At 70.4% G+C, this 22,853-nt stretch carries 18 protein-coding genes; 7 read left to right on the top strand and 11 right to left on the bottom strand.

Annotated features, from left to right (window positions below):
• Positions 1 to 44 precede the first annotated feature (44 nt).
• Complete coding sequence (locus Pmi06nite_RS32650; RefSeq protein WP_203957008.1) at positions 45 to 983, bottom strand: lysylphosphatidylglycerol synthase transmembrane domain-containing protein; 939 nt, start codon at positions 981 to 983, stop codon at positions 45 to 47.
• Positions 980 to 1,831 carry a class I SAM-dependent methyltransferase gene (locus Pmi06nite_RS32655; protein WP_203957009.1) on the bottom strand — a complete coding sequence of 284 codons (852 nt, stop codon included), beginning with the start codon at positions 1,829 to 1,831 and terminating at the stop codon, positions 980 to 982. The genes Pmi06nite_RS32650 and Pmi06nite_RS32655 overlap by 4 nt, the downstream gene beginning before the upstream one ends.
• A 124-nt stretch (positions 1,832 to 1,955) precedes the next feature.
• On the opposite strand from Pmi06nite_RS32655, the gene Pmi06nite_RS32660 reads away from it, so the two are divergent.
• The gene (locus Pmi06nite_RS32660) at positions 1,956 to 2,954 is read left to right on the top strand and encodes a lysylphosphatidylglycerol synthase transmembrane domain-containing protein (protein ID WP_203957010.1); all 999 of its coding nucleotides are present in this window, start codon (positions 1,956 to 1,958) and stop codon (positions 2,952 to 2,954) included.
• Positions 2,955 to 2,968: 14 nt separating this feature from the next.
• Here the strand turns inward: Pmi06nite_RS32660 and Pmi06nite_RS32665 are convergent, their stop codons facing one another.
• From Pmi06nite_RS32665 to Pmi06nite_RS32675, 3 genes are all read right to left on the bottom strand, one after another.
• Positions 2,969 to 4,048, bottom strand: coding sequence for a glycosyltransferase family 4 protein (locus Pmi06nite_RS32665; protein WP_203957011.1), 1,080 nt, complete (start codon positions 4,046 to 4,048; stop codon positions 2,969 to 2,971).
• A gap of 32 nt (positions 4,049 to 4,080) precedes the next feature.
• A complete protein-coding gene (locus Pmi06nite_RS32670) occupies positions 4,081 to 4,980 on the bottom strand; it encodes a glycosyltransferase family 2 protein (protein ID WP_203957012.1) in 900 nt (299 codons plus the stop codon).
• A gap of 110 nt (positions 4,981 to 5,090) precedes the next feature.
• Entirely contained in the window at positions 5,091 to 7,310 is a 2,220-nt protein-coding gene (locus Pmi06nite_RS32675) for a hypothetical protein (protein ID WP_239114364.1), read from the bottom strand.
• Between the two features lie 139 nt (positions 7,311 to 7,449).
• Here Pmi06nite_RS32675 and Pmi06nite_RS32680 point away from each other — a divergent pair, with 139 nt between their 5' ends.
• From Pmi06nite_RS32680 to Pmi06nite_RS32700, 5 genes are all read left to right on the top strand, one after another.
• Positions 7,450 to 8,892: a phospholipid carrier-dependent glycosyltransferase gene (locus Pmi06nite_RS32680; protein ID WP_239114365.1), complete on the top strand. Its 1,443-nt coding sequence runs from the start codon at positions 7,450 to 7,452 to the stop codon at positions 8,890 to 8,892.
• Between the two features lie 260 nt (positions 8,893 to 9,152).
• Positions 9,153 to 11,144: an LCP family protein gene (locus Pmi06nite_RS32685; protein ID WP_239114366.1), complete on the top strand. Its 1,992-nt coding sequence runs from the start codon at positions 9,153 to 9,155 to the stop codon at positions 11,142 to 11,144.
• Positions 11,145 to 11,419: 275 nt separating this feature from the next.
• Complete coding sequence (locus Pmi06nite_RS32690) at positions 11,420 to 13,180, top strand: acyltransferase family protein (RefSeq protein WP_203957014.1); 1,761 nt, start codon at positions 11,420 to 11,422, stop codon at positions 13,178 to 13,180.
• Between the two features lie 108 nt (positions 13,181 to 13,288).
• Positions 13,289 to 14,425 (top strand): glycosyltransferase, encoded by a 1,137-nt coding sequence (locus Pmi06nite_RS32695; protein ID WP_203957015.1) that lies wholly within the window; start codon positions 13,289 to 13,291, stop codon positions 14,423 to 14,425.
• Positions 14,426 to 14,525: 100 nt separating this feature from the next.
• Positions 14,526 to 15,284 carry an acetoacetate decarboxylase family protein gene (locus tag Pmi06nite_RS32700; protein ID WP_203957016.1) on the top strand — a complete coding sequence of 253 codons (759 nt, stop codon included), beginning with the start codon at positions 14,526 to 14,528 and terminating at the stop codon, positions 15,282 to 15,284.
• Between the two features lie 5 nt (positions 15,285 to 15,289).
• Here the strand turns inward: Pmi06nite_RS32700 and Pmi06nite_RS32705 are convergent, their stop codons facing one another.
• From Pmi06nite_RS32705 to Pmi06nite_RS42765, 6 genes are all read right to left on the bottom strand, one after another.
• Complete coding sequence (locus Pmi06nite_RS32705) at positions 15,290 to 16,180, bottom strand: glycosyltransferase family 2 protein (RefSeq protein WP_203957017.1); 891 nt, start codon at positions 16,178 to 16,180, stop codon at positions 15,290 to 15,292.
• A 190-nt stretch (positions 16,181 to 16,370) separates the two neighbouring features.
• Complete coding sequence (locus tag Pmi06nite_RS32710) at positions 16,371 to 17,129, bottom strand: CDP-alcohol phosphatidyltransferase family protein (protein WP_203957018.1); 759 nt, start codon at positions 17,127 to 17,129, stop codon at positions 16,371 to 16,373.
• Entirely contained in the window at positions 17,107 to 18,147 is a 1,041-nt protein-coding gene (locus Pmi06nite_RS32715; protein ID WP_203957057.1) for an iron-containing alcohol dehydrogenase family protein, read from the bottom strand. The genes Pmi06nite_RS32710 and Pmi06nite_RS32715 overlap by 23 nt, the downstream gene beginning before the upstream one ends.
• A gap of 83 nt (positions 18,148 to 18,230) precedes the next feature.
• Positions 18,231 to 18,962, bottom strand: a complete 732-nt coding sequence (locus Pmi06nite_RS32720) for a phosphocholine cytidylyltransferase family protein (RefSeq protein WP_203957019.1) — start codon at positions 18,960 to 18,962, stop codon at positions 18,231 to 18,233.
• Between the two features lie 134 nt (positions 18,963 to 19,096).
• Positions 19,097 to 19,702: a DUF5941 domain-containing protein gene (locus tag Pmi06nite_RS42760; protein ID WP_275409627.1), complete on the bottom strand. Its 606-nt coding sequence runs from the start codon at positions 19,700 to 19,702 to the stop codon at positions 19,097 to 19,099.
• Between the two features lie 28 nt (positions 19,703 to 19,730).
• The gene (locus Pmi06nite_RS42765) at positions 19,731 to 21,314 is read right to left on the bottom strand and encodes a CDP-alcohol phosphatidyltransferase family protein (protein WP_275409628.1); all 1,584 of its coding nucleotides are present in this window, start codon (positions 21,312 to 21,314) and stop codon (positions 19,731 to 19,733) included.
• Positions 21,315 to 21,412: 98 nt separating this feature from the next.
• Here Pmi06nite_RS42765 and Pmi06nite_RS32735 point away from each other — a divergent pair, with 98 nt between their 5' ends.
• On the top strand, positions 21,413 to 22,819 hold the full coding sequence (locus Pmi06nite_RS32735; protein WP_203957021.1) for a bifunctional cytidylyltransferase/SDR family oxidoreductase: 1,407 nt from the start codon (positions 21,413 to 21,415) through the stop codon (positions 22,817 to 22,819).
• The last annotated feature ends 34 nt before the right edge of the window (positions 22,820 to 22,853 follow it).

Raw genomic sequence — 22,853 nt, forward strand, 5'->3', positions numbered from 1 at the left:
ATCATCGGTGAATTCGCACCTAACACACGAATTGCCAGTGATGATCAGTGCTTTTCGGCAGGTTGACCCGTTTGGGGGACCGAACCTCGCGCCGCCGCACCGGCCATCGCCGCACACACCAGGTCGCCCACCGAGACGATGAGCCGGGAGCACAGGGCCGCCGCGATGGCGGAGCCGCGGTCGAGCACCGGAGCGAGCGCGGCCACCATCGCCACCTCACGGACTCCCGCTCCTGCGGGGAAGACGACCGCCAGGGTCCCCAGACACCACGCCAGCGCGAAGGCGCCGAAGCTGAGGATCACCGCGTCGGTCCCGGTGGCGCCGAGACCGTGGACGATCAGCGCGAGGTGGACGCCGTACAACGCCCAACCGGAGAGCGCCCACCCGACGGCGGCGAGGATGCCGCGGCGGGTCAGCGGCCGTTCGAGGGGCGGCCTGCGCAGCCGCCTCAGCCCGAAGCCGATCACCGTGTTCACGATCGCCGGATGGAGCGCCACGACGAGCACGGGGACCAGGAGCAGCAGCCAGGCGTAGCGCGCGACCGAATCACCGCCGATCACGGGGAGGGTGACCACCCCCACGAGCAGGCCGCTCGCCAGATAGATGGGATAGGTCAGGAAGAACGCCGCGGCGCTGCGGGATCGCGGGATGCCGTGATCGCGGCCCATCTCCATCTGGGCGAGCATGACGTGGACCGCCGAGCCGGGGATGTACTTGCCGAGCTGGCCGATGAAGAAGATCTTGGCCGCGCTGGTGAGCGACAGGGGTGAGCCGAATTCGGCGAGCAGGGAGCGCCACATCATCATCCCCGCGCCCAGCGCCCCGAGCACGGCGACGAACGCCCCTGCCAGTTCGGGCCATGACAGCCGGGCGAAGCCGTCGGAGACCGCCCCCCACTGCCCCGCGAGGCTCCAGGCGCCGAAACCGAGGGCGACGAGCAGGAACAGCCCCCGTACGGCCTTGCGGCGGCTCATCCCGCTCATGGGGTGCGGACCTGCTCGGGGGGCTGCGGGAGCGCGGCGCCGAGCGGCCGGCCCTGCGTCTTCGTCGCCACCCACAGGTAGGTGGGGACCACCGGCCGCACCGCGGTCAGCGCGGGCCGCGGCGCCCGCTCGAGCACTCCCTTGGCCGCGCGGCCCACGGCCCCGGGGAAGAGCTCTCCACCGGCGAACCGGTCCGGTGAGGCGAGCACCGGGAAGGTGTAGTCCCAGACGTGGAAGCCGGAGAGCATCCGGCGCAGACCGCCCCGCGTGCGGAAACGCTCGTAGTAGTGGTCGGCGCGCCCGAACGCCCGCACGTAGCGGTCGGCGGCGGCGGCCGGCAGGTAGGACAGGAAGGGCAGCTTGTAGTGCGGCTCCATGACGCCGAGCCGGTTGCCGAGCCCGAGATAGAGCACGCCGTCGTCCGACAGCACACGGCGCATGTCCGCGATCACCGAGTCGGGGTCCACCACGTGCTCGTAGATGTGGTTGAACACGAGCACGTCGACCGATCCGTCGGGGAACGGCAGGGCCCCGCCGTCCGCGCAGACGAACTCGACCCGCTCGCCGAACCTCTCCGAGGCCTTCCTGAGGCCGGGGACGTCGATGTCGACGCCGAAGGTCCGGCTCGCTCCCGCGCCCGCGAGCTCGTCGGCGATGAACCCGGCCGAGCAGCCGATGTCGGCCACGGTCAGCCCCGACAACACGCTGCCGGGCTCGGCCGCGTCCCTGCCCAGGTAGTGCGCGAGCACGGCGAGGATCTTCGCGGCCTTGCGGCGCCGCTTCTCCTCGTCGAGCATCGCGCCCTGGAACTCGGAGTACTCCAGCTGGGCGGCGCGTTCTCTGCTCACCGGTCGATCACCGCTACCTCCGTCCGTCAAGGTGCCCAACAGTACCGCCGACAGGCCGCGGCGCCGGTCCCCGTGACCGAGCTGGGCCTACCAGCGGGTAGCTTCCACGCCCTACCATCGGCGGATGCCGAGCCACCCCCCGGGCCCCGTGTCTTCAGCGGAGACCAGCCGTCCGCCCGCCACCCGGCTGGAACGTCTGCGGTCGAGCCGCGTGCCCAGAGTCCTGCTGGTCCTGGTCGCGCTGGGCTTCCTCGCGCACGGTCTCGCCGGGAACTGGTCGGGCACCACCGCTGCGGTCTCGCGCCTGTCCTGGTGGTCGCTGGCGGTGTGCTTCGTCTCCGTCCTCGTGGGCCTGGGATTCATGCTCCTCGCCTGGCGCGAGATCCTGAAGGGCCTCGGCTCCCCGCTGCCCCTCGGGGTGGCGTCCCGGGTGATGTTCGTCGGCCAACTCGGCAAGTACGTCCCCGGCGGGGTCTGGGCGTTCGCGGCGATGATCGAGCTGGCCCGCGACCACGGCGCCCCTCCCCGGCGCACGTTCAGCGCGACGGCCCTCGGCCTGGTGACCTCACTCGGCTGTGCGCTCGCCCTCGCCGCGGCCACGCTCTCGGGCCAGATCCTCAGAGAGGGCTGGTATCTGCTGGCCCTGATCCCTCTCATCGTGGTCGGGCTCCACCCCCGGGTGATGACCTGGGGGCTGAACCTGGCTCTGCGCGTCGCCAGGAAGGAGCCGCTCGACCAGACCCTGAGCGGGGCGGTCATGGCGAGGGCCGCCGGCTGGACCGTGATCGGCTGGCTCGTCTACGGCGTCCACCTGTGGGTCCTGGTCGGCGGCATGCGGCCAGGCGGCCTGTCCCTGTACGCGGTCGCCGCCGGGGCGTACGCGCTCGCCTGGACGACGGGCATCTTGACCGTCGTCGTGCCCGCGGGCATCGGCGTGCGCGAGGGCGCGATGGTCATAGCCCTGGCGCCGGTCCTCGACGCGCCCAGGGCCCTGGTCGTGGCCGTGGTGTCACGGGTGGCGTTCACGCTCGCCGACGTCACCTGGGCCGCCCTGGGGGTGATCGCGCACAGGCTCACGCGCGCCCCCTCCGACGTCCCCGCCGGCCAGGCGCCCGTCAGCTGACCATCAAATGACCGTCAGACGATCGCGGCGAGGAGCGTGCCGAGGTACACGGCCCAGAACGGGTCGGGATCGACCGTCTTGACGCCGCTCCGCAACCGCGCGGGCATGCCCGGCTCGTAGAACCGCTTGAGCGCCTCCGCCAGCGCGCCCGCCGAGCCCGGCTCGACGAGCAGCCCGTCGACGCCGTCGTCCACGTTGTCGGCCAGCGCCCCGACACGGGTGGCGATCACCGGAACCCCGTGCTCGTGACCCAGCCACACGTTCTGACTGGCCGTCGCGGAGCGATAGGGCAGCACGAGGGCGTCCGTCTCGGCGAACAGCCCCGGCACGTCCTGCGCCGCGACGTACCCCGGGCGCAGGTCGACGCGGTCGGCCAGCCCCAGTTCGGCGATCAGAGCCTTGGTCCCCTCCAGCCCTCCCCAGAACTCGCCCGCGACCGTCAGCCCGACTCCCGGAGTCTGCGCCAGGGCACGAAGCAGCAGGTCAAGCCCCTTGTACGGCCGGACGATGCCGAAGAACAGCAGCCTGCCGTACGGCTCGGGCCCTCCAGAGGCCCTGACGTCGCGGGAGGGCAGGTGCGGGGCGAGGCCGGCCACCCGCACGGGGGCGGAGGTCAGCCCGCGGGCCATGCCGGCCTGCTCCTCGGAGTGGACGAGGACCTCGTCCACCCTGCCGAGCAGGGCCTTCATCAGCGGCCGGTCGTACGGCTTGCGCTCGTGCGGCAGCACGTTGTGGCACAGCGCGACCACCCTGGCCCTGCGGCGCAGGCCGTACAGGATGCCGAGGTAGGCGGGCACCTGCACCGGGCTGAGCACGGCGAGGACGACGAGGTCGAAGCCCCGCAGCCGTCTCCCACAGCCGATCCACCCGTCGGGGCGGCGCCAGTCGAGCTCCCGCCGGGTGTCCGGATACGGCTCTCCCTCGGGCGCGTCGATCGTCTGCTGCCCGGGATAGAGGAAGCCCGGATACTGCGCCCTCCACGACTCGATCACGACCTCGTGGCCCTCGGCGCGCAGCCGGCGCGCCAACTCGGTCGTGTGATGGGCGCCGCCGCCCTTGTAGGGATACGTCGGACCGACGATCGCTATCTTCATCGGCCGGTCCCGCCCGCCGTCCCCGGCATCGCCTACTCGCCCCTGGACCGGACGATGAGGTCGGCCAGCAGCGCGAGCGACCCGATCAGCAGGCCGGACAGGAAGATCACAATGGTGTTGCTGGTCAGGTAGAAGCCGTAGCGCACCACGTCGTACACGCCCTTGACCAACCCGATGCCGACCAGCCAGAGCGCCGGGGGCATGAGCACCTTGAGCGGATTGAAGTACATGACCATCCGCAGGACCTGCAGGATGTAGCGGTAGGCGTCGGAGACGAAGCTGAACTTCGACTTCCCGGCCCGCTTGGCGTACTCGATCGGCACGTAGTGCACGTCGTGCTGATTCGACATGAACGCCAGCGTGATCGTCGTGACGCAGGAGAACCCGGGCGGCAGCAGTCGCAGGTACGGCTTGGCGACCGACTTGCGGAACGCCCGCAGACCCGAGTTGAGGTCGGGGATCCGCTGCCCGGCGAGCCGCTCGGCGACCTTGCGGATGAACCACTTGGCCGGCACCCGCAGGAACTTGTGCGACCCCTCCTCCGTGGTCCTCGCGCCGACGACCTGATCCACGGTGTGGTCCTTCTCGAGGATCTGGACCAGCTCGGGGATCCGCTCGTTGGGGTAGCTCATGTCCGCGTCGGTCCACACGACGATCTCGCCGCGGGCCTCCTGGGTGCCGATCCTGCGGACCGTGCCCGACCCGCCATTGCGGTGGAACGCCTTGATCCGCATGTTCGGGTAGTTCGGCGCCGCCTCCTGGAGGCGGGCGAGGGTCTGGTCGCTCGAGCAGTCGTCCACGGCCACCAGCTCATAGGTGTAGCCGCTCGCGTCCATGGCCGCGCAGATGCGCTCGACCTCGTCGACCACGTGATCCTGCTCGTTGTAGCACGGCAGGACGATCGTCACGTAAGGGTTCTCCGCGGCAGTCACAGCGCTTCCAAGGTCTCGGGCGTGGTCACGTCCGGTCAGGGTACTCTGCCCAGCCGAACGGCGACCCAACATCTCCGACTCGTCCGGCTCCGCCCCCGGGGCCGGCGACGTCAGGCCGGCATGGTCATCCAGACGTCGATGGTGAGCGACCAGGTGCCGTCGGGCGGGTCCACGAGGGAGCGCTCGTCCTGCCGGCTGCGCAGTTTCACCACCTGTGTCGGCGGCCCGTACGGCCATAGCTGGTCGGGCTCGGCGGCGAGCAGCACGGGGAGGCGGCCCGTCTGCCTGACCTTGTCCACCAGGCGCTCGATGTCGGATTGCATGGGCACGTCGCTGCCCTGGGGGTAGGCCACCCGGGCGGTCGGCACGCCGCACTCACCCCGGACGACCTGGGTGATGCGGTCGCCCGTCGCCCGCTCGACGATCAGCACGGACGCGTTCGGCGGGATCGCGGCGCACAACCCCGCCACGGCGGAGGCCTCTCCCCTGTCCACAGGGGTGAAGGCGGTGCCGATCGAGGTGATCGCGGCAGGCACGACCAGCAACACCGCCCCCGCCGCCACCAGCAGGCGTGAGCCGTACCCCCAGCGGTGCGCCCGCCGCCGGACCCAGCGCAGGCCCCACACCGCGAGCAGGATCATCCCCGGGATCACGATCGGCACCAGTCGCCGCGACGCCCACGGGTGGTCGGGCGTGATCGCGGGCCGCCAGAGCGTCGTCACCGTCGTCCAGCCGATGATCGCCAGAGGCAGGAGCCAGCCGAACTCCCTCCCCCTGGCCATCCGGCGCGCGAGCACGGCGGCGGCGAGCGTGGCGAGCACGACGACGGGGACGCCGACGTACCAGATCACCCAGTAAAGCGAGTCCTCGTAATAGAGCCGGGTGGGGTCGATCGGCAGGTGGTTGACCTGCTGCGTCTTACTGATGAAGTTCGCCGTCAGCTTGTCCTCCGGCGTCACCGCGACGCGGCGCACGGTCTGCAGCCACGGCCGTGCGGCCAGGCCCGCGACGACCAGCACGACGAGACCCGCGGCGATGTCGGGCACCCGGCGGGCGAGCCGTCCCGCGGACAGCGCGCTCACGCGTCCCGCGATCCAGGGCGCGAGCGCCGCCGCGACGACGGTGAGAACGAGCACCGCGGCGCAGATGGCGATCAGAGGCTTGAGCGAGCTGGACAGATAGCTGAGGTAGGGCCGCGCGAGGGCGTAGCAGGCGGCGAACCCCAGCCCCGCGCCGCCCAGGAGCCCCGCGAGCAGGGGCGCTCCGAGCCTCCCCTCGGGCGCGCGCTCCTTCATGGCGTCGCGGGCGCGTGACAGCCGGGCCAGGGCGATGAGCAGTCCGGCGTAGGCCAGCACCGGCAGCACGTCCCTGAGCCCGTCGATGCGCACGAGCACAGTCAGCCCGAACGCCAGGCCCGCGAACGCCGCCATCAGGCGGGCGCCGGCGGGCTGCGCCCTTCGCGCCGTCTCCGCGGGTGTGGCCGGTGCGAGGTATCCGAGACCGAGGAGCCCCGCGCGCAGCCGGAAACGGGCGTCGATCAGGAGGCTCATCGCGCCGAACACCAGGATCAGTGACGGGATCTCGCTGAACGTCGTCCGGGACGTGTAGAGGACGGGCATGCTCACGGCGAAGACCAGCGCCGCAAGGGGCGCCCAGCGCGCGCCGACGAGGCGGGCGGCGGTCCCGCCGACGGTGAGCACGGCGAGGGCCCCGAGGATCGGCGGCACGAGCACGAGCCCGGGGACGCCGCCGAGCCAGTAGCCGATCGCGTGGATCATCGGCGGGCCGGCCATGAACTGCGGGACGATCCCGCCGTCCCACGCGTAGAAGCCCATGCTCACGGACCGCAGCGCGGGGTCGGAGCCGCCGAAGTCACCCAGGGGGATCGGCAGCGAGCCGTGCCTGGCCAGCCAGATCGCGTATTGCGCGTAGGTGGCCGGATCACGCCGGACGATCAGTTGCTCACCGTGGAGGAGCCCGTTGAAGATCCCCGAGGCGGCCGCGATGCCGAGGACGGTCGCCGTGGGCCACGCCGCGGACTCCACCACCTCGGGCAGGCGGCGCAGGCCGTACCAGCAGAAGGCGACGGCCAGCGCGCCGCCGGCGATCAGCATGGGCAGCGGCCTGAACCAGCCGAGCAGCAGCAGCGGCAGCCCGGCGACCAGCCACCCGCTGAGGGCGAGCGCGGGCACGGCGGAGGCGACGGCGAGCAGCCGCCCCGCCGACGGCCATGTCGTCCGCCTATGGGCGAGATCGAAAGCGTTCTTCAGGATGAGGTGAGCGTAGCCGTCCCGTCCGGCGATCGTCCTTCGTGACGGCAAGCCGATCATGGGTCTTCCACGCGAGCGCAGGTCACGACCGGTCCCGGGAGCCGGTAGCGTACGCGGGAGATCTCCGGCAGCGGGAGTGAACGTGGCGCAGACGGGGCGAATCAGATCGTGGACCCGGCGACACGGGTGGTTTCTCACGGTGTTCGCGCTGGGCTCGGCCCTCCGGATCGTGACGATGGCGGGCTTCCGGCCCGCGCTCTGGTTCCCGGACTCCTACACCTACGTCGTGACGGCCATGCGCCCCCGGCCCGACCTGGTCCGCCCGGCCGGTTACTCGATGTTCCTGCGGCTGCTGGAGCCGCTCCACAGCTTCGCCGCGGTCACTGTCGTGCAGCACCTGCTCGGCCTGCTGGTCGGCGTCCTGATCTACGTGACCGTGCTGCGCGCCGGAGGGCGCGCCTGGCTGGCCGCGCTGGCCACGGTCCCGGCGCTGCTCGACGCCTACCAGATCCAGCTGGAGCACCTGCTGGTCTCCGACTCCCTGTTCACCCTGCTCGTCGTCGCGGCCGCCTGCCTCCTGGCGCGCGGCCCGGCCGTCTCCCCGCGTACGGCTCTCGCGCTGGGCCTGCTCCTGGCCGCAGCGACCCTGACCAGGACGATCGGCCTTCCGCTGATCGCCGTGTTCGGGCTGTACGTGGTGTGGCGCGGCGTCCGGGAGGGGGGCTGGAGACGGCTCCCCCGGACGCTCGGCGTGTTCCTCCTGGCGGGCCTGATCCCCATCGGGGCGTACGGCGGCTGGTTCTACGCCACCTACCACCGAGTGGGCCTGGTGGGGTCGAACGGGGTGTTCCTCTACTCGCGGACGATGATGTTCGCGGACTGCGCCACGATGCGGCCGCCTCCGGACCTGGCCGTCCTGTGCGATCCGAGGCCGCCGTCGGCCCGGCCGTCCCCTCCGGACTACATCTGGAACCCCGCGTCTCCCGTGGTCCGGCTTCCCGGCATCACCTTCTCCCAGGCGAACGACGCGCTGGCGAACCGGTTCGGCATGCTCGCGATCCGGAGCCAGCCGCTGGACTTCGCGGGCTCCGTGTTGACCGAGTTCGCCCGTTCCTTCACCCTTGACCGGCCCGTCTACCCGGACAAGGCGACCTACGAGTCCTACGAGTTCCCCGTCGCCGCCCCTCCCCCTCCGGACAGGGACCCTGCGATCACGGGGGCCGCTCTCGCCGAGCGGTACGAACGGGGCCCGCTCACAGTGACGATCGCCGAGCCGTACGCGGGATGGATGCGGGCCTACCAGAACGTGGCCTACCTACCGGGGGCGTTCCTGCTCGTTCTCCTGCTCGTGCCGCCGGCGGCCGTCATCCTGCGCCCGCGGGGCCGCGGGTCGCGAGGTTCCGCGGGCGGCGGCGAAGGCGGGGACGGCAGGGACGGCCTGGCCACATGGGCCGTGTGGCTGACCGCGGTGGCCCTGCTGGCGGTGCCCGCCGCCACGGCGGCCTTCGACTACCGGTACGTCCTGCCTGCGGCGCCGCTCGCCTGCCTGGCCGCCGCTCTGGCCGTCGTCCGGGCCCTCCCCCGCGCCCGTCAGGCCTCTCCTGACCCGGCCGGGACCCGTGATGATCAGGTCGTTTTGTGAAATCCCAGTAAACCTGGAGTTTGCCGCATACCCTGAAATGTCCTGGTTTTAGTATGCTCGGCCCTCGCACCATTACGGTGCGGAGCACCGCGATCAGGGCTTACGACTCACCGATCGGGGCGCCTTGTGTGCTTCCGTGACCTAATCTCGGAGCGCGGCAAAGTGATCGCCATTCAAGGAGGACACGTGTGCAGGCGAAGCAGTAGTCCCTCCCACTGTTCGCCCGCCGGTCCGATGGTCGACTCGGCGAAGGAGGCCCGGTGAGCGATCGCCGCCGCGTCTCCCCCGGCGACCCGACGCCCCCGTCTGGCGACCAGAGGGTCTGGAGCGACCCGCGCGGTGGCCGGGATCAGTTCGGCCAGGACTCGCACGGCTTCGGCGCCGACCCGTTCGGGGGCGACTCGTACGGAGGCTTCTTCGGCGACGACGCCCGCGGGGGCGATTCAGCCGGTTCGTTCGGTGCGGACTCGTTCGGGCAGCCTGCTCACGACGCCCCGCGCGGCCAGCGCTCCGGTGTCAGGGTGGGCGACGCGCCCGCCGGCAGGGACGCGTACGACGACCTCTACGAGGACGAGGCGCCCAAGCGCCGCCGCAGGCGCGGAGGCGGAGACGAAGAGGACGAACTCGCGTCCGTCGGCGCCGGCGCCCGGTCCAGTCGTGCACGCGGCCGCGGACGCGGCGGCGATTCGGCGGAGCCCGCGCTCGCGACCGGGTACGGGGCAGGCGGCGCAGGAGACTTCGAACCGCCGGACGGCAAGTCCGGCGACGGCGCGAAGCGCACCCTCGGGGTCGTGGGCTGGGTCAGCATCGTGCTCACGAGCATCCTGGTCCTCGGCACGCTGACCGCCTACAAGGTCTACCGGGACACCTTCGGACTCATCAAGCGCGGCGCCTCGACGGACGACCTCGACAAGAACCGTCCCGTCAACCAGACCGGCGCGATCAACGTGCTGCTCGTCGGATCGGACTCCCGGGCCGGCGACAACCAGAAGTACGGCAAGGGCCTCGTCAACGACGGCGAGCGCACGGACACGATCATGCTCCTGCACGTGGCCCCCAACCGCGACGGCGCGACGCTGCTCAGCTTCCCCCGCGACTCCATGGTCATGATTCCCGAGTGCCACAACACCCAGACCAAGGGCACCACGGCGGCCCACCTCGGCATGATCAACTCCGCCTTCTCCGACGGTGGCATGATCTGCACGCGGCGGACCATCGAGAAGCTCACCGGGATCCCCGTCGACCACTACTTGAAGATCGACTTCACCGGCTTCAAGAACATCGTCAACGCCCTCGGCGGCATCACGATCTGCGTGCCCCAGAACGTGGACGACGATCAGGCCAAGCTCCACTTGAAGGCCGGCAAGCACCTGGTGAAGGGCGAGACCGCGCTGGCCTACGTCAGGGCGCGGCACGGTCTCGGCGACGGCAGCGACATCTCCAGGATCAGGCGGCAGCAGGTCTTCATCTCCCAGATCGTCAGCAAGGCGACGAGCAGTTCGATGCTCACCGACGTCGGCAAGCTGAACGCGTTCATCAAGGCCACCGCCCAGTCGGTGACCATGGACGACGCGCTCAACGCGGGCGAGATCCTGCAGATCGCGCAGAGCGCGTCGAAGCTGAAGGCGAGCGGTTTCAAGGCCACCACGGTGCCGTGGGAGCCGTACACCGCCGACCCCAACCGGGTGCAGTGGAAGCAGCCGGCCGCGGACAACCTGTTCAACGCCATCAAGGGTGACACCCAGGTCGCCACGGCCACGCCCACCCCACCCGCGACCACCGGCACGACCGGCGGCACGGGCACGACCGATACGCCGACGGCCCCCGCGATCACCAGGCCGCAGCAGGTGAAGGTGGCCGTGTACAACGGCACCAACACCGGAGGCAAGGGCAAGGAGGTCGCGGACGAACTCACCGCACAGGGCTTCAAGGTCGTGAGCATCGGCAACGCCACGAAGCCGGGCGGCACCGACCAGCCGAAGACGCTGGTCCGCTACGAGGGCTCGGGCGCTGCCGCCACCAAGATCCTCACCGCCAAGCTGCTCAACGAGGTGGCCCCGGAGATCGGCAAGGTCACGGCGAACGGCCCGTCGGACAAGTACACCCCGTCCACACCTCCCCCGGGCCCGAAGGCCAAGGCGAGCGGCCCGACGATCCAGTTGGTCGTCGGCGCCGACTGGAAGGGCATCCGCATCCCGCTCAAGGTGGGCGACGACGCGGTGACGTCCAAGACCAACATCTGTTCCGGCTGAGGTGAGCTGCGGCCGGGCGGGCATGCCCGCCCGGCGAGTTCGCTTGACCACTCCAGTCAACTGATGTCAGATAGGTCACGTTCCGCCTCGTGCGCGACATCCGATCTAGGGGACGTTAAGGTAAAGAACCGGTGAACGCGCCCTGTTCACCCATTCGGCTGATCCGCGAGGGCGCCTTCGCTAATGTCCGATACGGCCGCGCCGCGGATCCCCAGGATCCGCCCCCCGCATGAGCAACCGCCGATCCCCCCGACAGATAGCAGAGCGTTTCTCTCGTGAGTGACTCCCGCCACCAATCTCCGGTTCAGCCTTCGGGATCAGGCGTCACCCCCGATGCCGAAGACGGGCCCACCGGCGTGATCAGCCGTATCTCGGGCGATCGGCCGCCGGCGCGAGGCGACAGACTCGAGGCGGGCCGGCGCGAACCCGGTCCGGCCACCGGGCCCTTCGATGTCCCCGCTCCGATCGACAAGCCTCCGCTGCCCGTACGGCAGCCGCGCAGGCGGGGAGCCGTCGCGGCGACCGGCCAGGCGGATCAGGAGACGCCGGCTCAGGGGTTCGACTACTTCGCCGCCTCCGCCTCGCCCAAGAGCGGCGATTCCGACACGCGCTCACCGGAGGCGTCGGGACCGCGGGCGCTTCAGGGCACCGGGCCGCACGCCTTCCCCGCCTCGGCCCGTGAGCCGCGGGGCCCCCGGGGCCAGCAGTGGCCGGAGGCCGGCGGGCCCGCCGGCCAGTGGGATCCGTGGAGCCGGACGGCACAGGACGCCAACGGGGGCGCCCGGCAGGCCTTCGACGGGACCGGGACCACCGACAGGCCGACCCGGGACAGGCCGATGCGGGACCGGCCCATGCGGGATCTGCCTGACGAGGACCTCTCCGTGCCGGCGTGGGCGTCGGCGCCGCCCCAGACGGCCACGGGGACGGGACCGCTTCCCCAGGAGTTCACCCAGGGGACCCGCCAGGCCGCACCGCCCGGATGGGACGGCCAGGAGCCCGCGCAGGAACCCGAGCCCGCGCCCCAGAGCAAGAAGCGGCCGCGCGAGCCTTTCCTCGACAACGTCAAGTTCGTCCTGATCGCGCTCGTCGCCACCGGCCACTCGCTCGTCCCGACCCTGGCGGCCGACTCGTCCCGCGCGGCCTACCTGTTCATCTACGTCTTCCACATGCCGCTGTTCGTCACCATCAGCGGCTACCTGTCCAGGAACTTCTGGAACTCCAGCACGAAGACCACCAAGCTCATCGACAACTTCCTGATCCCCTATGTCGTCGTCGAGATCGGCTACGCCGGACTCCGCACGGCTTTCGGGCACAAGTTCAGCATCTCGATCACCGATCCGGCCTGGCTGAACTGGTACCTGCTCGCTCTGCTGCTCTGGCGGCTTTCGACGCCCGTCTGGCAGCGCGTCCGCTTCCCGCTGGTGATCGCGGTGATCATCTACGTGGTCGCGGGGATGACGGACCTGTCCGGCGACTTCAGCGTCGACCGGTTCTTCGGGCTCCTGCCGTTCTTCGTCCTGGGGCTGGTGATCAAGCCGGGCCTGTTCGAGTTCCTCGCCCGCGCGTGGGTGCGGGTGCTGTCGGTCCTCGTGATCGCCGGCGCTGCCGCCGTGGCCGTCTACCTGGTCAAGAACTACTCCGTGAAGCTCGGCCCGATCTACTACAGCCAGAGCTACCCGGATCTCCACCTCGTCTGGTGGAAGGGCATGGTCCTGCGGATGGCGCTCCTCGGCGCCGCGCTCACGATGTCGGCCGCCGTGCTCTCGCTGATCCCCCGATCCGAGACCTGGTTCTCCGACCTCGGCACGCGCACGCTGTACTGCTACCTCCTGCACGGCGTCCCGGTGATGATCGCGAAGGAGATGGGCTGGCTGAGCGCCCCGTGGCTGTTCGGCCCGCTCGGAGTGGCGGCCATCGCGAGCGCCTGTTTCGCCCTGGCGATCGTGCTCTGCATGCCCCTCACGCGCACGTTCTTCAAGTGGCTGCTGGAGCCCCGGCTCAGCTGGCTCTACCGGAGGTCCGAGCAGCCGGCGTAGCCCCTCGGGGCCGCCGCCTGGCCGCTACAGCCGTAAATTAAGCAGCAGTTCGGCGGCCATTCACCCGGCGCATTCGGACACTTCGGACCGGACAGCAAGCCTCCCCCTATGAGGGTATGTGTCGGCACGATAGTCCATCATCCGGAGGACGCACGGATCACCCACCGGCAGATCCGTGCACTGCTCGACGCGGGTCACCAGGTCACCTTCATTGCGCCGTTCACCCACTGCAACGTGACACCGCCGCCGGAGATCCGGCCCATCGACGTCCCTCGCGCCGTGGGCCTGCACCGGAGGAAGGCCATCAGGGCCGCCCGCACGGCGTTGAAGCGGGGCGTGAAGGACGCCGACATCCTCCTCATCCACGACATCGAACTGCTGCTGGCGCTGCCCCGTAAGAGGCCGCCGACCGTCTGGGACGTCCACGAGGACACCGCGGCGGCGATGGAGGCCAAGACCTATCTCCCCGACGCCATGCGAAGCGTTCTGCCTCCGCTGATCAGAGGCATGGAGGGCCGGGCGGAGCGCCGCATGCACCTGTTCCTCGCGGAGGAGTCCTACCGGGACCGCTTCGTGGGCGACCACCCGGTGATCCCCAACCTCACCTATGTGCCGGACACCCCTCCCCAGGCCCCGGGCGACAACCGGATCGTCTACATCGGCCAACTCGCCCGGGCGCGCGGTGCGCTCGAGATGATCGAGCTCGCGCGGCGGCTCCGCGTCCACGGGATCCGGCTCGACCTGATCGGCCCGGCCGACGCCGACGTCCGGCCCCTGCTGAGGGACGCGCAGCGGGAGGGCGTCCTCGACTGGTTCGGGCACGTGCCCAACCAGCACGCGCTCAGGATGGCCGAGGGCGCGCTCGCGGGGCTCTCCCTGCTGCACGACCTGCCGAACTACCGGGGGTCGACGCCCACGAAGGTCATCGAGTACATGGCGAGAGGCATTCCGGTGATCACTACGCCGCTGACCAGGGCGGCCTCACTCGTCGGGCGAGTCGACTGCGGCACCATCGTCCCGTTCGGCGACGTGGAATCCGTGGTGAGCGCGGTGACGCAGGCCGTGCTCCGGCTCCGCGACAACCCCGAGCGCCGCAACGCGATGGGGGCGCGCGGCTATTTCGAGGCGCTGCACCATCACCACTGGCCCCTGGTGTCCGGCGAGTTCGTCGGTCACCTGGAGCGCTGGGCCGACGCGCCGGGCTCGTCACAGGCCCGGCAGCCCGACCGCGCCATCCCGGTCTGACCGCGCGAGCCGCCGAATCGACCGGGCCGCACGGCCTGACAGCATGACCTGGCAGCACGGCGGCTACCGCCGGGTCACCCGGGCTTGCTGTACTGGGAGCATGGCAAGCCATCTCATCCTGGGCCGCCGGGTCGACATCCCGCTGGAGATTCGCGACGCCACGGTGTGCAGCGCGACCTACCTCGTACGGGCCGACGCCGCCCGGGCCGTCCTCGCATACTCAGGGATGGACGTCACGGAACTCCTGCCGGGCAAGGCGGCCTGCACGCTGGTCTTCGCGCAATATCGGGACTCGGCTCTGGAGGACTACCACGAGTTCGGCGTGGCCTTCCTGGTACGGCCGCCGGAGGCACAGGCTCCGCCGCCACGCGGCCTCCTGGCGGGCGTCAGGGACATGCACAGGGCCGGCTTCGGCACCTTCATCCACTGGCTGCCCGTCGACCGGAGGCTCACGCTGGAGGCCGGCCGGGCTATATGGGGCTTTCCCAAGGAACTCGCCGACATCGAGATCCGGCTCGGCACGCCGTACAAGCGGTGCATCCTGCGCAAGGACGGACGATTGGTCATCGACCTGCTGATCCGGCCGGGCACACCGCTTCCGGGTGCGGGCTCGATCGCGATGGACGCCTACGCGCATCTCGACGGGGTCACCCGGCGCGTGCCGTGGTCGATGCGACCCCGGGGGATCCGCGCCAGGCCCGGCGGCGCGCTGATCCGGCTGGGCAACCATCCGATAGCCAAGGAGCTGAGCGAACTCGGGCTGCCCAAGCGGGCGTTGATGACGAGCTCGATCAGCCACCTGTCGATGTCGGTCGGTGAGGCCCGCCCGCTGCCGTCGTCCCGGCCGGTCGAGGCCTGAGGGATCTAGACGATCGGCGGGCGGCCGAGACGGAGCATGCGCCAGGCGGTGCGCCAGGCCATGGGGCGGCGCTCGCCCGCCGGCTGGCGCAGCCCTTCGCCGAACCCGTGGAACCACGCCTTGAGCGCGCTCGTCGCCCGGACGCGGGCGACGGTCAGCGCGATCCAGTTGAACAGATACAGGACGGCCAGCGGCCACGGCAGGTTCCGCCGGGCCAGCCAGACCCGGTTGCGGGCGTTCATCCGGTAGAACTCGGCGTGCCGGCTCGGCAACACCAGAGGGTGGTACATGACCGGCTCGGCGTCGTACTCGATGCGGTAACCCTCGCCGAGCAGCCGCCAAGCGAGGTCGGTCTCCTCATGCGCGTAGAAGAAATTCTCCGGCAAGCCGCCGACCTGCAGGTACGCCGACTTCCGGATCGCGCACGCGCCGCCGAGGAAGGTGGTGACGGGCGAGGATCGCTCCGGGTCCCCCGCGCGCAGCCGGGGAACGTGCCGCCGTTGTACCGAGCCCCCCTCCGGCTCCATGACCCGGAAGGAGATGACGGCGAGGTCGGGCTCGTGGGTGAACCTCTCGCGAACGTGCGCGGCGACCTTGGAGCTGGCGTACCAGCCGTCGTCGTCGAGGAAGAGGACGACGTCGCCCGAGCACTCCTGGACGCCTCGATTACGCCCCTCGGGTATGCCCACGTTGTACGGAAGCCGTACCGTCTTGATGGCAGCGGCGGACTCGGCTAGAGGCTGGGCGGTCAGTCCCGGCACGTCGGCGCCGTTGCCGACGATCACCACTTCGACGTCGCCGTCGGTCTGGGTCAGGGCGGACTCGACCGCCCGGTCGAGCTCGGCGACCCTGTTGCCCATGGTGAGGATGACGCACGAAAGCTTCACCGGGGTCATCGCCTCAGCATCGGGACGGCTACATACGATTTCATGATCACCGAGTCTGTATGGCCGGGCAATCCGGAATCCGCCTTATTTACTGCAAAATAAGAGTATCGGAACTCCCGGGAAACCCCTACCAAACCGCGCATGTACGGACGACCGGTTTTCCCTCGGCCGTCGGTCCGATACGTACGCGCGGAGCTGATCATGAGAGCCTCCTCGACGCGAGGATGCTCACCAGATGCAGGATGAGCTGGACGGCGGCGATGATCGCGCACGCGACGACGAGGATCCGGGTGGCGGGGAACCACAAGTCCAGGACGGCGGCCACCACGACGATGATCGACAGCTCGATGGCCTGGATGACCCGGTGGAACCGGAGCGCCCCGACCACCTTTCTGGCCAGGCCGAGACGGCCCGACGTGAACTCCCCCGCCGAGGTCTCGGTCGCCGCGACGAGGCCCGAACGGGCCCGGGCGACGTCGACGAGGTCGGTCTCCGACTTGATCAGGATCGCGCCCAGCGCCGCGGCGAAGCCGAGGATGGTGTACCAGTCGGGGACGGTCTCGGAGGCCCGGAAACCCAGGCCGATGAGCAGTGCGGCCTCGGCGAAGTAGTGGCCCACCCGGTCCAGGTAGATCCCAGTGATCGACGTCCGGCGCGTCCATCGGGCGAGCTCGCCGTCCGAACAGTCGAGCAGGAGGTAGAGCTGGATCAGCAGGGCCGCCGCCAGCGCCGCCCAGAACCCCGGCAGAGCCAGTACGGCTCCCGCCGCCACCCCGGACACGATCATCAGGCCGGTGACCTGGTTGGGCGTGATGGGCGTCTTGGCCAGCAGCCAGGTGGCGTAGATGGACAGGTGCCTCATGTAGAGCAGGCCCGCCCAGTGTTCACCACTGCGGCGGTCCATCGTGGTCTGCGGTTGGGCGACCGCACGAAGCTCAGCGACCGACGGCGTGGACATATCCCTCAACTTTCGCGCGGACCTCGGTCTCCGAAAGCCGAAGGTGCTCGAGGATGGTGTAACGGCCGGGCCGCGTGCTCGGAGCCAGCATCACCGCGGCGGTGAACTGCTCGAGGGTCAGGCCGACATCTCCCGGGACGACGGGCAGATCGTGGCTCCTGAGGCAACCGGCGACGTCGTCGAGCCGGCGGGAGTCCTCGCGGAGATAGAAGCAGAACGCCGCGCCGATCCCGGCCAGCTCGCCGTGGTTGGACGTTCCGGGGTAGAGCTGATCCACAGCATGCAGGATCTCATGATCACCGCCACTGCTGGGCCGGCTTGACCCGGCGATGACCATAGACATGCCGGACAGAATCAAAGCTTCCGCGAGGACGGTCAGGAAGGAGTCGGACTCGATCGAGTCCGACCGCCCCAGCACCGCCTCCGCCGCCGTGCGCGCCATGGAGATCGCCAGCCCGTCGATGGGCTCGCCGCGCTCGATGTTGCCGAGGTGCCAGTCCTCAATGGCCGACAGGTTGCTCACCACGTCGCCGACGCCGCTCCTGACCAGGGCGGCCGGGGCGTCGTGCACGAAGTCGAGGTCGACCATGATCGCCAGCGGCATGGGCACGCCGAACGAGCCCTTCCCGCCCTCGTGGATCAGGGAGGCCACCGGCGAGCAGATGCCGTCGTGCGAGAGGTTGGTCGCCACCGCCACCATCGGGATGCCGGCCAGCGAGGCGGCGTACTTGGTCGCGTCGATGGTCTTGCCGCCGCCGACTCCGACGACGGCCTCATAGGCGCCCTTGCGCAGGTCGGCGCCGAGCGAGACGGCCGCGTCGACGGTGCCGTCGGGCACCCGGAAGACCCGCGCCTCTCCCAGCGAGGGGGCGATGACCTCGGCGATCCTGTCGCCCTGGCTCGTGCCCACGGCGACCGCGACCCGGCCGGAGGTCGCGACCCGGCTGTCGGCCAGCAACGCGCCGAGTTGCGCTATCGCGCCCCGCCGGACCTCCATCGTGAGGGGGGCGGGGAGCATTCTTGCCAGAATCGGCATGAGAACTCCTCAGGCGGCGAGAACGTCGTGCGCGTGGGGTCGGAGAGCCGGGTGGCCCGTTGGTCCTAGTAGCGGCATGCGATCTCACGGGCCTTCGCAAGGTCGTCGTGGTTGTCCACCTCGACCCAGTCGACCTTGCCGATCGGCGCCACCGCGATCTTCTCCCCACGGGCGACCATCTCCTGGTAGCCGTCCTCGTAGTAGAGCTGCGGGTCGCGCTCGAACGTCGTCTGGAGGGCGTCGGCCAGCCGCTCCGCCGCGCCGGGCCTGATCAGCGTCGCGCCGATGTACTCGCCGTACGCCTCGGACGGCTCCATGAGCTTGGTGATCCTCTTGAGGCGGCCGTCCTCGAGGGTGACCTTCATCTCCTCGTCGCCGAGGGACTTCACGTCGTCGACCGCGAGCAGGATGTCCCCGCCGTCGTCCGCGGACAGCAGCGTCCGCTCCACGGACACCGGGTGGACGGTGTCCCCGTTGACCAGCAACGCACCCTGCCCGAAGTAGTCACGCGCGCACCACAGGGAGTACGCGTTGTTCCACTCTTCGGCCTTGTCGTTGTGGACGAGCGTCAGCGTGACCCCGTGACGGCGCTCGAGGTCGGCCTTGCGCTCGTGTACGGCCTGCGCCTGGTAGCCCACGATGACCACGACCTCGCGGAGATCGACCGCCGCGAGGTTGCGCAGGGCGATGTCGAGGATCGTGGTCTCACCGTCGACCGGCACCAGTGCCTTGGGCAGCGTGTCGGTGTACGGCCGCAGGCGGCGTCCAGCCCCTGCTGCCAGCACCATTCCGAGCAATTTCTCGCACTCCTCGAGGTCGACCGTCAGACAGTAACCTCAAAGGTTAGTTGGCTTTTGGTCCGGATTGTGTAAGCCAGAGTTGGCTTGTAGTTAACCATGTGTGCTGCACCGGTGTGTTCGCGGAATACGGCTCAGCCGGGCTCCGCGGCGCCCGCCACCTCCGCCCGGCGGGGTACGGCGAGCCAGGAGGTGAGGCTCTCCCAGAGGAACAGGCCCCACAGATAGACCGCGAGAACCCAGAAGTCCGCGGTCACCGCGCCGAACAGGCCGCCGGCGGCGATGACCAGCATGCGGCCGTCCCAGCCCAGCCCGGCTATGGGGAGCCATCGTGGCGGATAGACGTGCTGCCGCACGCGGTAGACGGTGTCGTAATGGTGGAAGGCCATGGCGCCCAGCAACGCCATGATCAGCAACGGCGGCACCGAACGGGCGAACCCGATCGAGGCGACGAAGCCGTACTCCGTGAGCCGCAGGATCGGCGGCACGAGCCAGTCGAGCCGCCCGTCATGCCGGTGCGAGCTGCCCGAGCCGGCCAGCAGCAGGGCCGCCGCCGGGGCGAACACGGCGACGTCGTCGACGCTCGCCACCCCCATGACCAGGAGGACCCCGGTCACGAAGGCCCCCACGAGCGCCGGCGGAAGCGGGGGCAACTGGCCGACGACCAGGAGACCCATGCTCCTCGCCAGCAGCCCGTCGTCGCGGTAGGCCACGACGGCGCTGCGCGGCACGGGTGTCATCTGTACGGAGATCATGAATTGCCTCGCATCATGCGAAGGACCTCGCGATCCGGCCGGCGAGCGTGTAGAGGAGCGCGCCACCGCCCCAGGTCAGCAGGGCCAGGAACGTCACCCGGGCGTCGAACAGTGCGGCCGTGACGGCTATCAGCGCCATCCGCTCCCCGATGGGCAGCACGATGATCTTCTTGAGCCAGTAGGCCGCACCCGAGTCCAGCCGTCTCGACAGTGCGAGCACGGACGCGGCCCCGGTGGTCGCGGGACGCGTCCGCTGCACGGTGTCCCACGGATCGGCGAGCGAATACTCCTGTTCCGCCGGGTCGGCGGCCTTGGCGGCATCCGCGACCGACCCCGAATAGGAGAAGTCGACCAGGTGCCTGATCGTCTGGAGGATCATCACCGCTACGGCCAGCGCCCAGATGTCGCGGGGCCCCTCCGGCGCCGCGGCGTAGCCGACGGCGAGGCCGGCGTACACGACGTTCTCCTTCACCCGGTCGGAGATCGCGTCGAGCCAGTTCCCCAGCGGAGAGAACGTGCGGGTGTAGCGGGCGAGCTGACCGTCGACGCAGTCGAGCACGAAGGACAGGTAGAGCGCGAGGGCGCCGATGATCTGGGCGAGCCGGTCGCCCTCGGAGAACCAGACCGCGGCGATGGCGGCCAGGCCGATGGAGATGCCCGTGACCGCGTTCGGCGTGAGGCTCATCCGGGCGGCCGGCCGTACGAGACGGCGCGACCACGAGCTGACGCAATAGGTCGCGAAGAAACCGTCGCCGGTCTTGATGGCCGCGTCCAGCCGGGCCGCCTGCTCGTCGACCTCGGCGAGCCGCTGAACGGCCGTGTCCGCCGCGATCTGACCGGCCACCCTCTCGCAGTGCAGCGGGCCGATGGCGGCGGCGCGTACGGGCACTCCCGCGCGCACGAGCCCGGCCAGCAGCAGGTCGGCGACCTCGGTGTCCCCCGCGCGGCCGAGCTGACGGCTCTGCGCGAGCCGGGCGAGCTCGTCGGCCACGTCGGCGAGGCTCCCGAGATGCGCCTCCCCCACCTGGAGGACTCCGCGGAAGGTGCCGTTGGCCCACTCGACCTGGTGGAAGGAGTTCCCCGCGGAGACCACCTTGCTCCACTCGGTCCTGACCGGCGGGCGGAGCGGCCCCGCCTCCCCGTTCCCGATGATGGCGCCGGTGCTCCTCGACGGATGTTCGAGCAGGGTGGCCAGCGCCTCGGTGTGGGCGACCACGTCACCCGACAGGACGGCCACCGCGCTCGTGGACGACCTGGCCACTCTCGCCACGATCCGCAGGTCCTCGGCGAGCCCGTCGCTCGCCGCGACGGTGTGCCGGAACTCGCCCGCGCCGTCCAGGCCCGCCACGTCGTCCAGACCCCGGAAGCTGTCGTCCCCGCGCGTGACCACGTGGACGTCCCTGACCGGCAGCAGGATCAGCTGACGCGTGAGCCTGCCGAGCAGGCTGCCGCCCGCGCAGGCCAGCCCGGCGAGTGGCGTGGTGGCGAAGACCACCACCACACTCCGGGCGGCCTCCGCACGGGACACGAGATTGTCCGAGACGCCGTGCCTGCTCAGATCTGCGCCCATCGCGTTCCCGCTTCCCAGCTCGACCACCCCCCCGAGAGTCACATCGCAACGTAACCGAGTGATCACGAGGTGGCAATCACCTTGCCCTTCTCCTGACGCGGGTATGGTCAGGTGGGGAGGAGATCATGATCGCGGAGTCACGCCTTCGGACGGTCGGAGTGGTGCTTGCCGGAGGTATCGGGCAGCGGATGGGCCTGAACACGCCGAAGCAGCTACTGAAGATCGCCGGCAGGACGATCATCGAGCACACGCTCGACACGTTCGACGGCCATCCGGAGATCGACGAGGTCGTGGTGCTGATGGCCCCCGGCTTCGTCGACGAGGCTGCGGAGCTGGTGCGCAGGAACGGCTACACCAAGGTGAGCAAGATCCTCGAAGGCGGCGCGAGCCGTACCGAGTCGACGTGGCGCGCCCTGCAGTCGCTGGGCGAACAGGAGTGCGACGTGCTGCTGCACGACGCCGTCCGGCCGTTCGTCGAGCCGCGGGTGATCAGCGAGTGCGTCGCCGCGCTCCGCCACCATCAGGCCGTGGACGTGGTGATCCCGTCGTCCGACACCGTCCTGGTCGCCGCCCCCGGGCCACACGGCGACATCGTCCACGAGATCCCCGACCGCTCCGTGCTCCGGCGGGGACAGACCCCTCAGTGCTTCCGGTTGTCGGTCATCCGCGAGGCCTACCGGCTGGCCTTCGACGACCCCGAGTTCGGCGCGAGGCCCGCGACCGACGACTGCGGCGTCATGTTGCGCTACCTGCCGGACGTGCCGATCCACCTGGTCGCGGGCAGCGAGCAGAACATGAAGGTCACCCATCCGATCGACGCGTTCATCGCCGACGGGCTCTTCCGGCTGCGTGGGCGGGCGGCTCCGGCGCTCACCGACGACGAGTGCCGCCGCGGTCTCGACGGCAGAACGCTGGTGGTCTTCGCCGGCGGGCACGGCCTCGGAGCCGAGCTCGCCGACCTCGCCAAGGGCTACGGCGCGACGGTCCGCTCGTTCTCCCGGAGCCGGGGCGGGGTGCGCGTGGAGGACGCCGGCGCCGTGGAGGACGCGCTCGCGCGCGTGCACGCGGAGACCGGCCGCATCGACCACGTCGTGAACGCCGCGTCGGCCCTGCACGTCGGCAGGCTCGCCGACATCGGGCAGACCGCCCTCGCCGAGATCGTGGCGGTCAACTACCTCGGCCCGGTCAACGTCGCCAGGGCCTCGCTCGGCCATCTGGCCGAGACCCGCGGGCGCCTCCTGCTCTGCACGTCGTCCTCTGACGCCCACGGGCGGGCCGGCCGCAGCCTCAACTCGTCGACGGCGGCCGCCGTCGTGAACCTCGCCGAGGCGCTCGCGGACGAATGGGCCCCCAAGGGGGTGCGGGTCAACTGCCTGAACCCCGAGCGGGCGGTCACGTCCACGCCTGTCGTACCCTCCGCGGACTCCGGCGCCGCCGGCACGATTCCGCCGGAGGCCGTCGCCCGCACCAGTCTCGACGTCCTGCTGTCCGACCTCACGGGACAGGTGGTGGACATCCGCCTCACGCGATGATCGGACGCGGCCTCCCCTGGGTAGGCAGCGGTGC

Source organism: Planotetraspora mira, assembly GCF_016863275.1.
Taxonomy (GTDB): domain Bacteria; phylum Actinomycetota; class Actinomycetes; order Streptosporangiales; family Streptosporangiaceae; genus Planotetraspora; species Planotetraspora mira.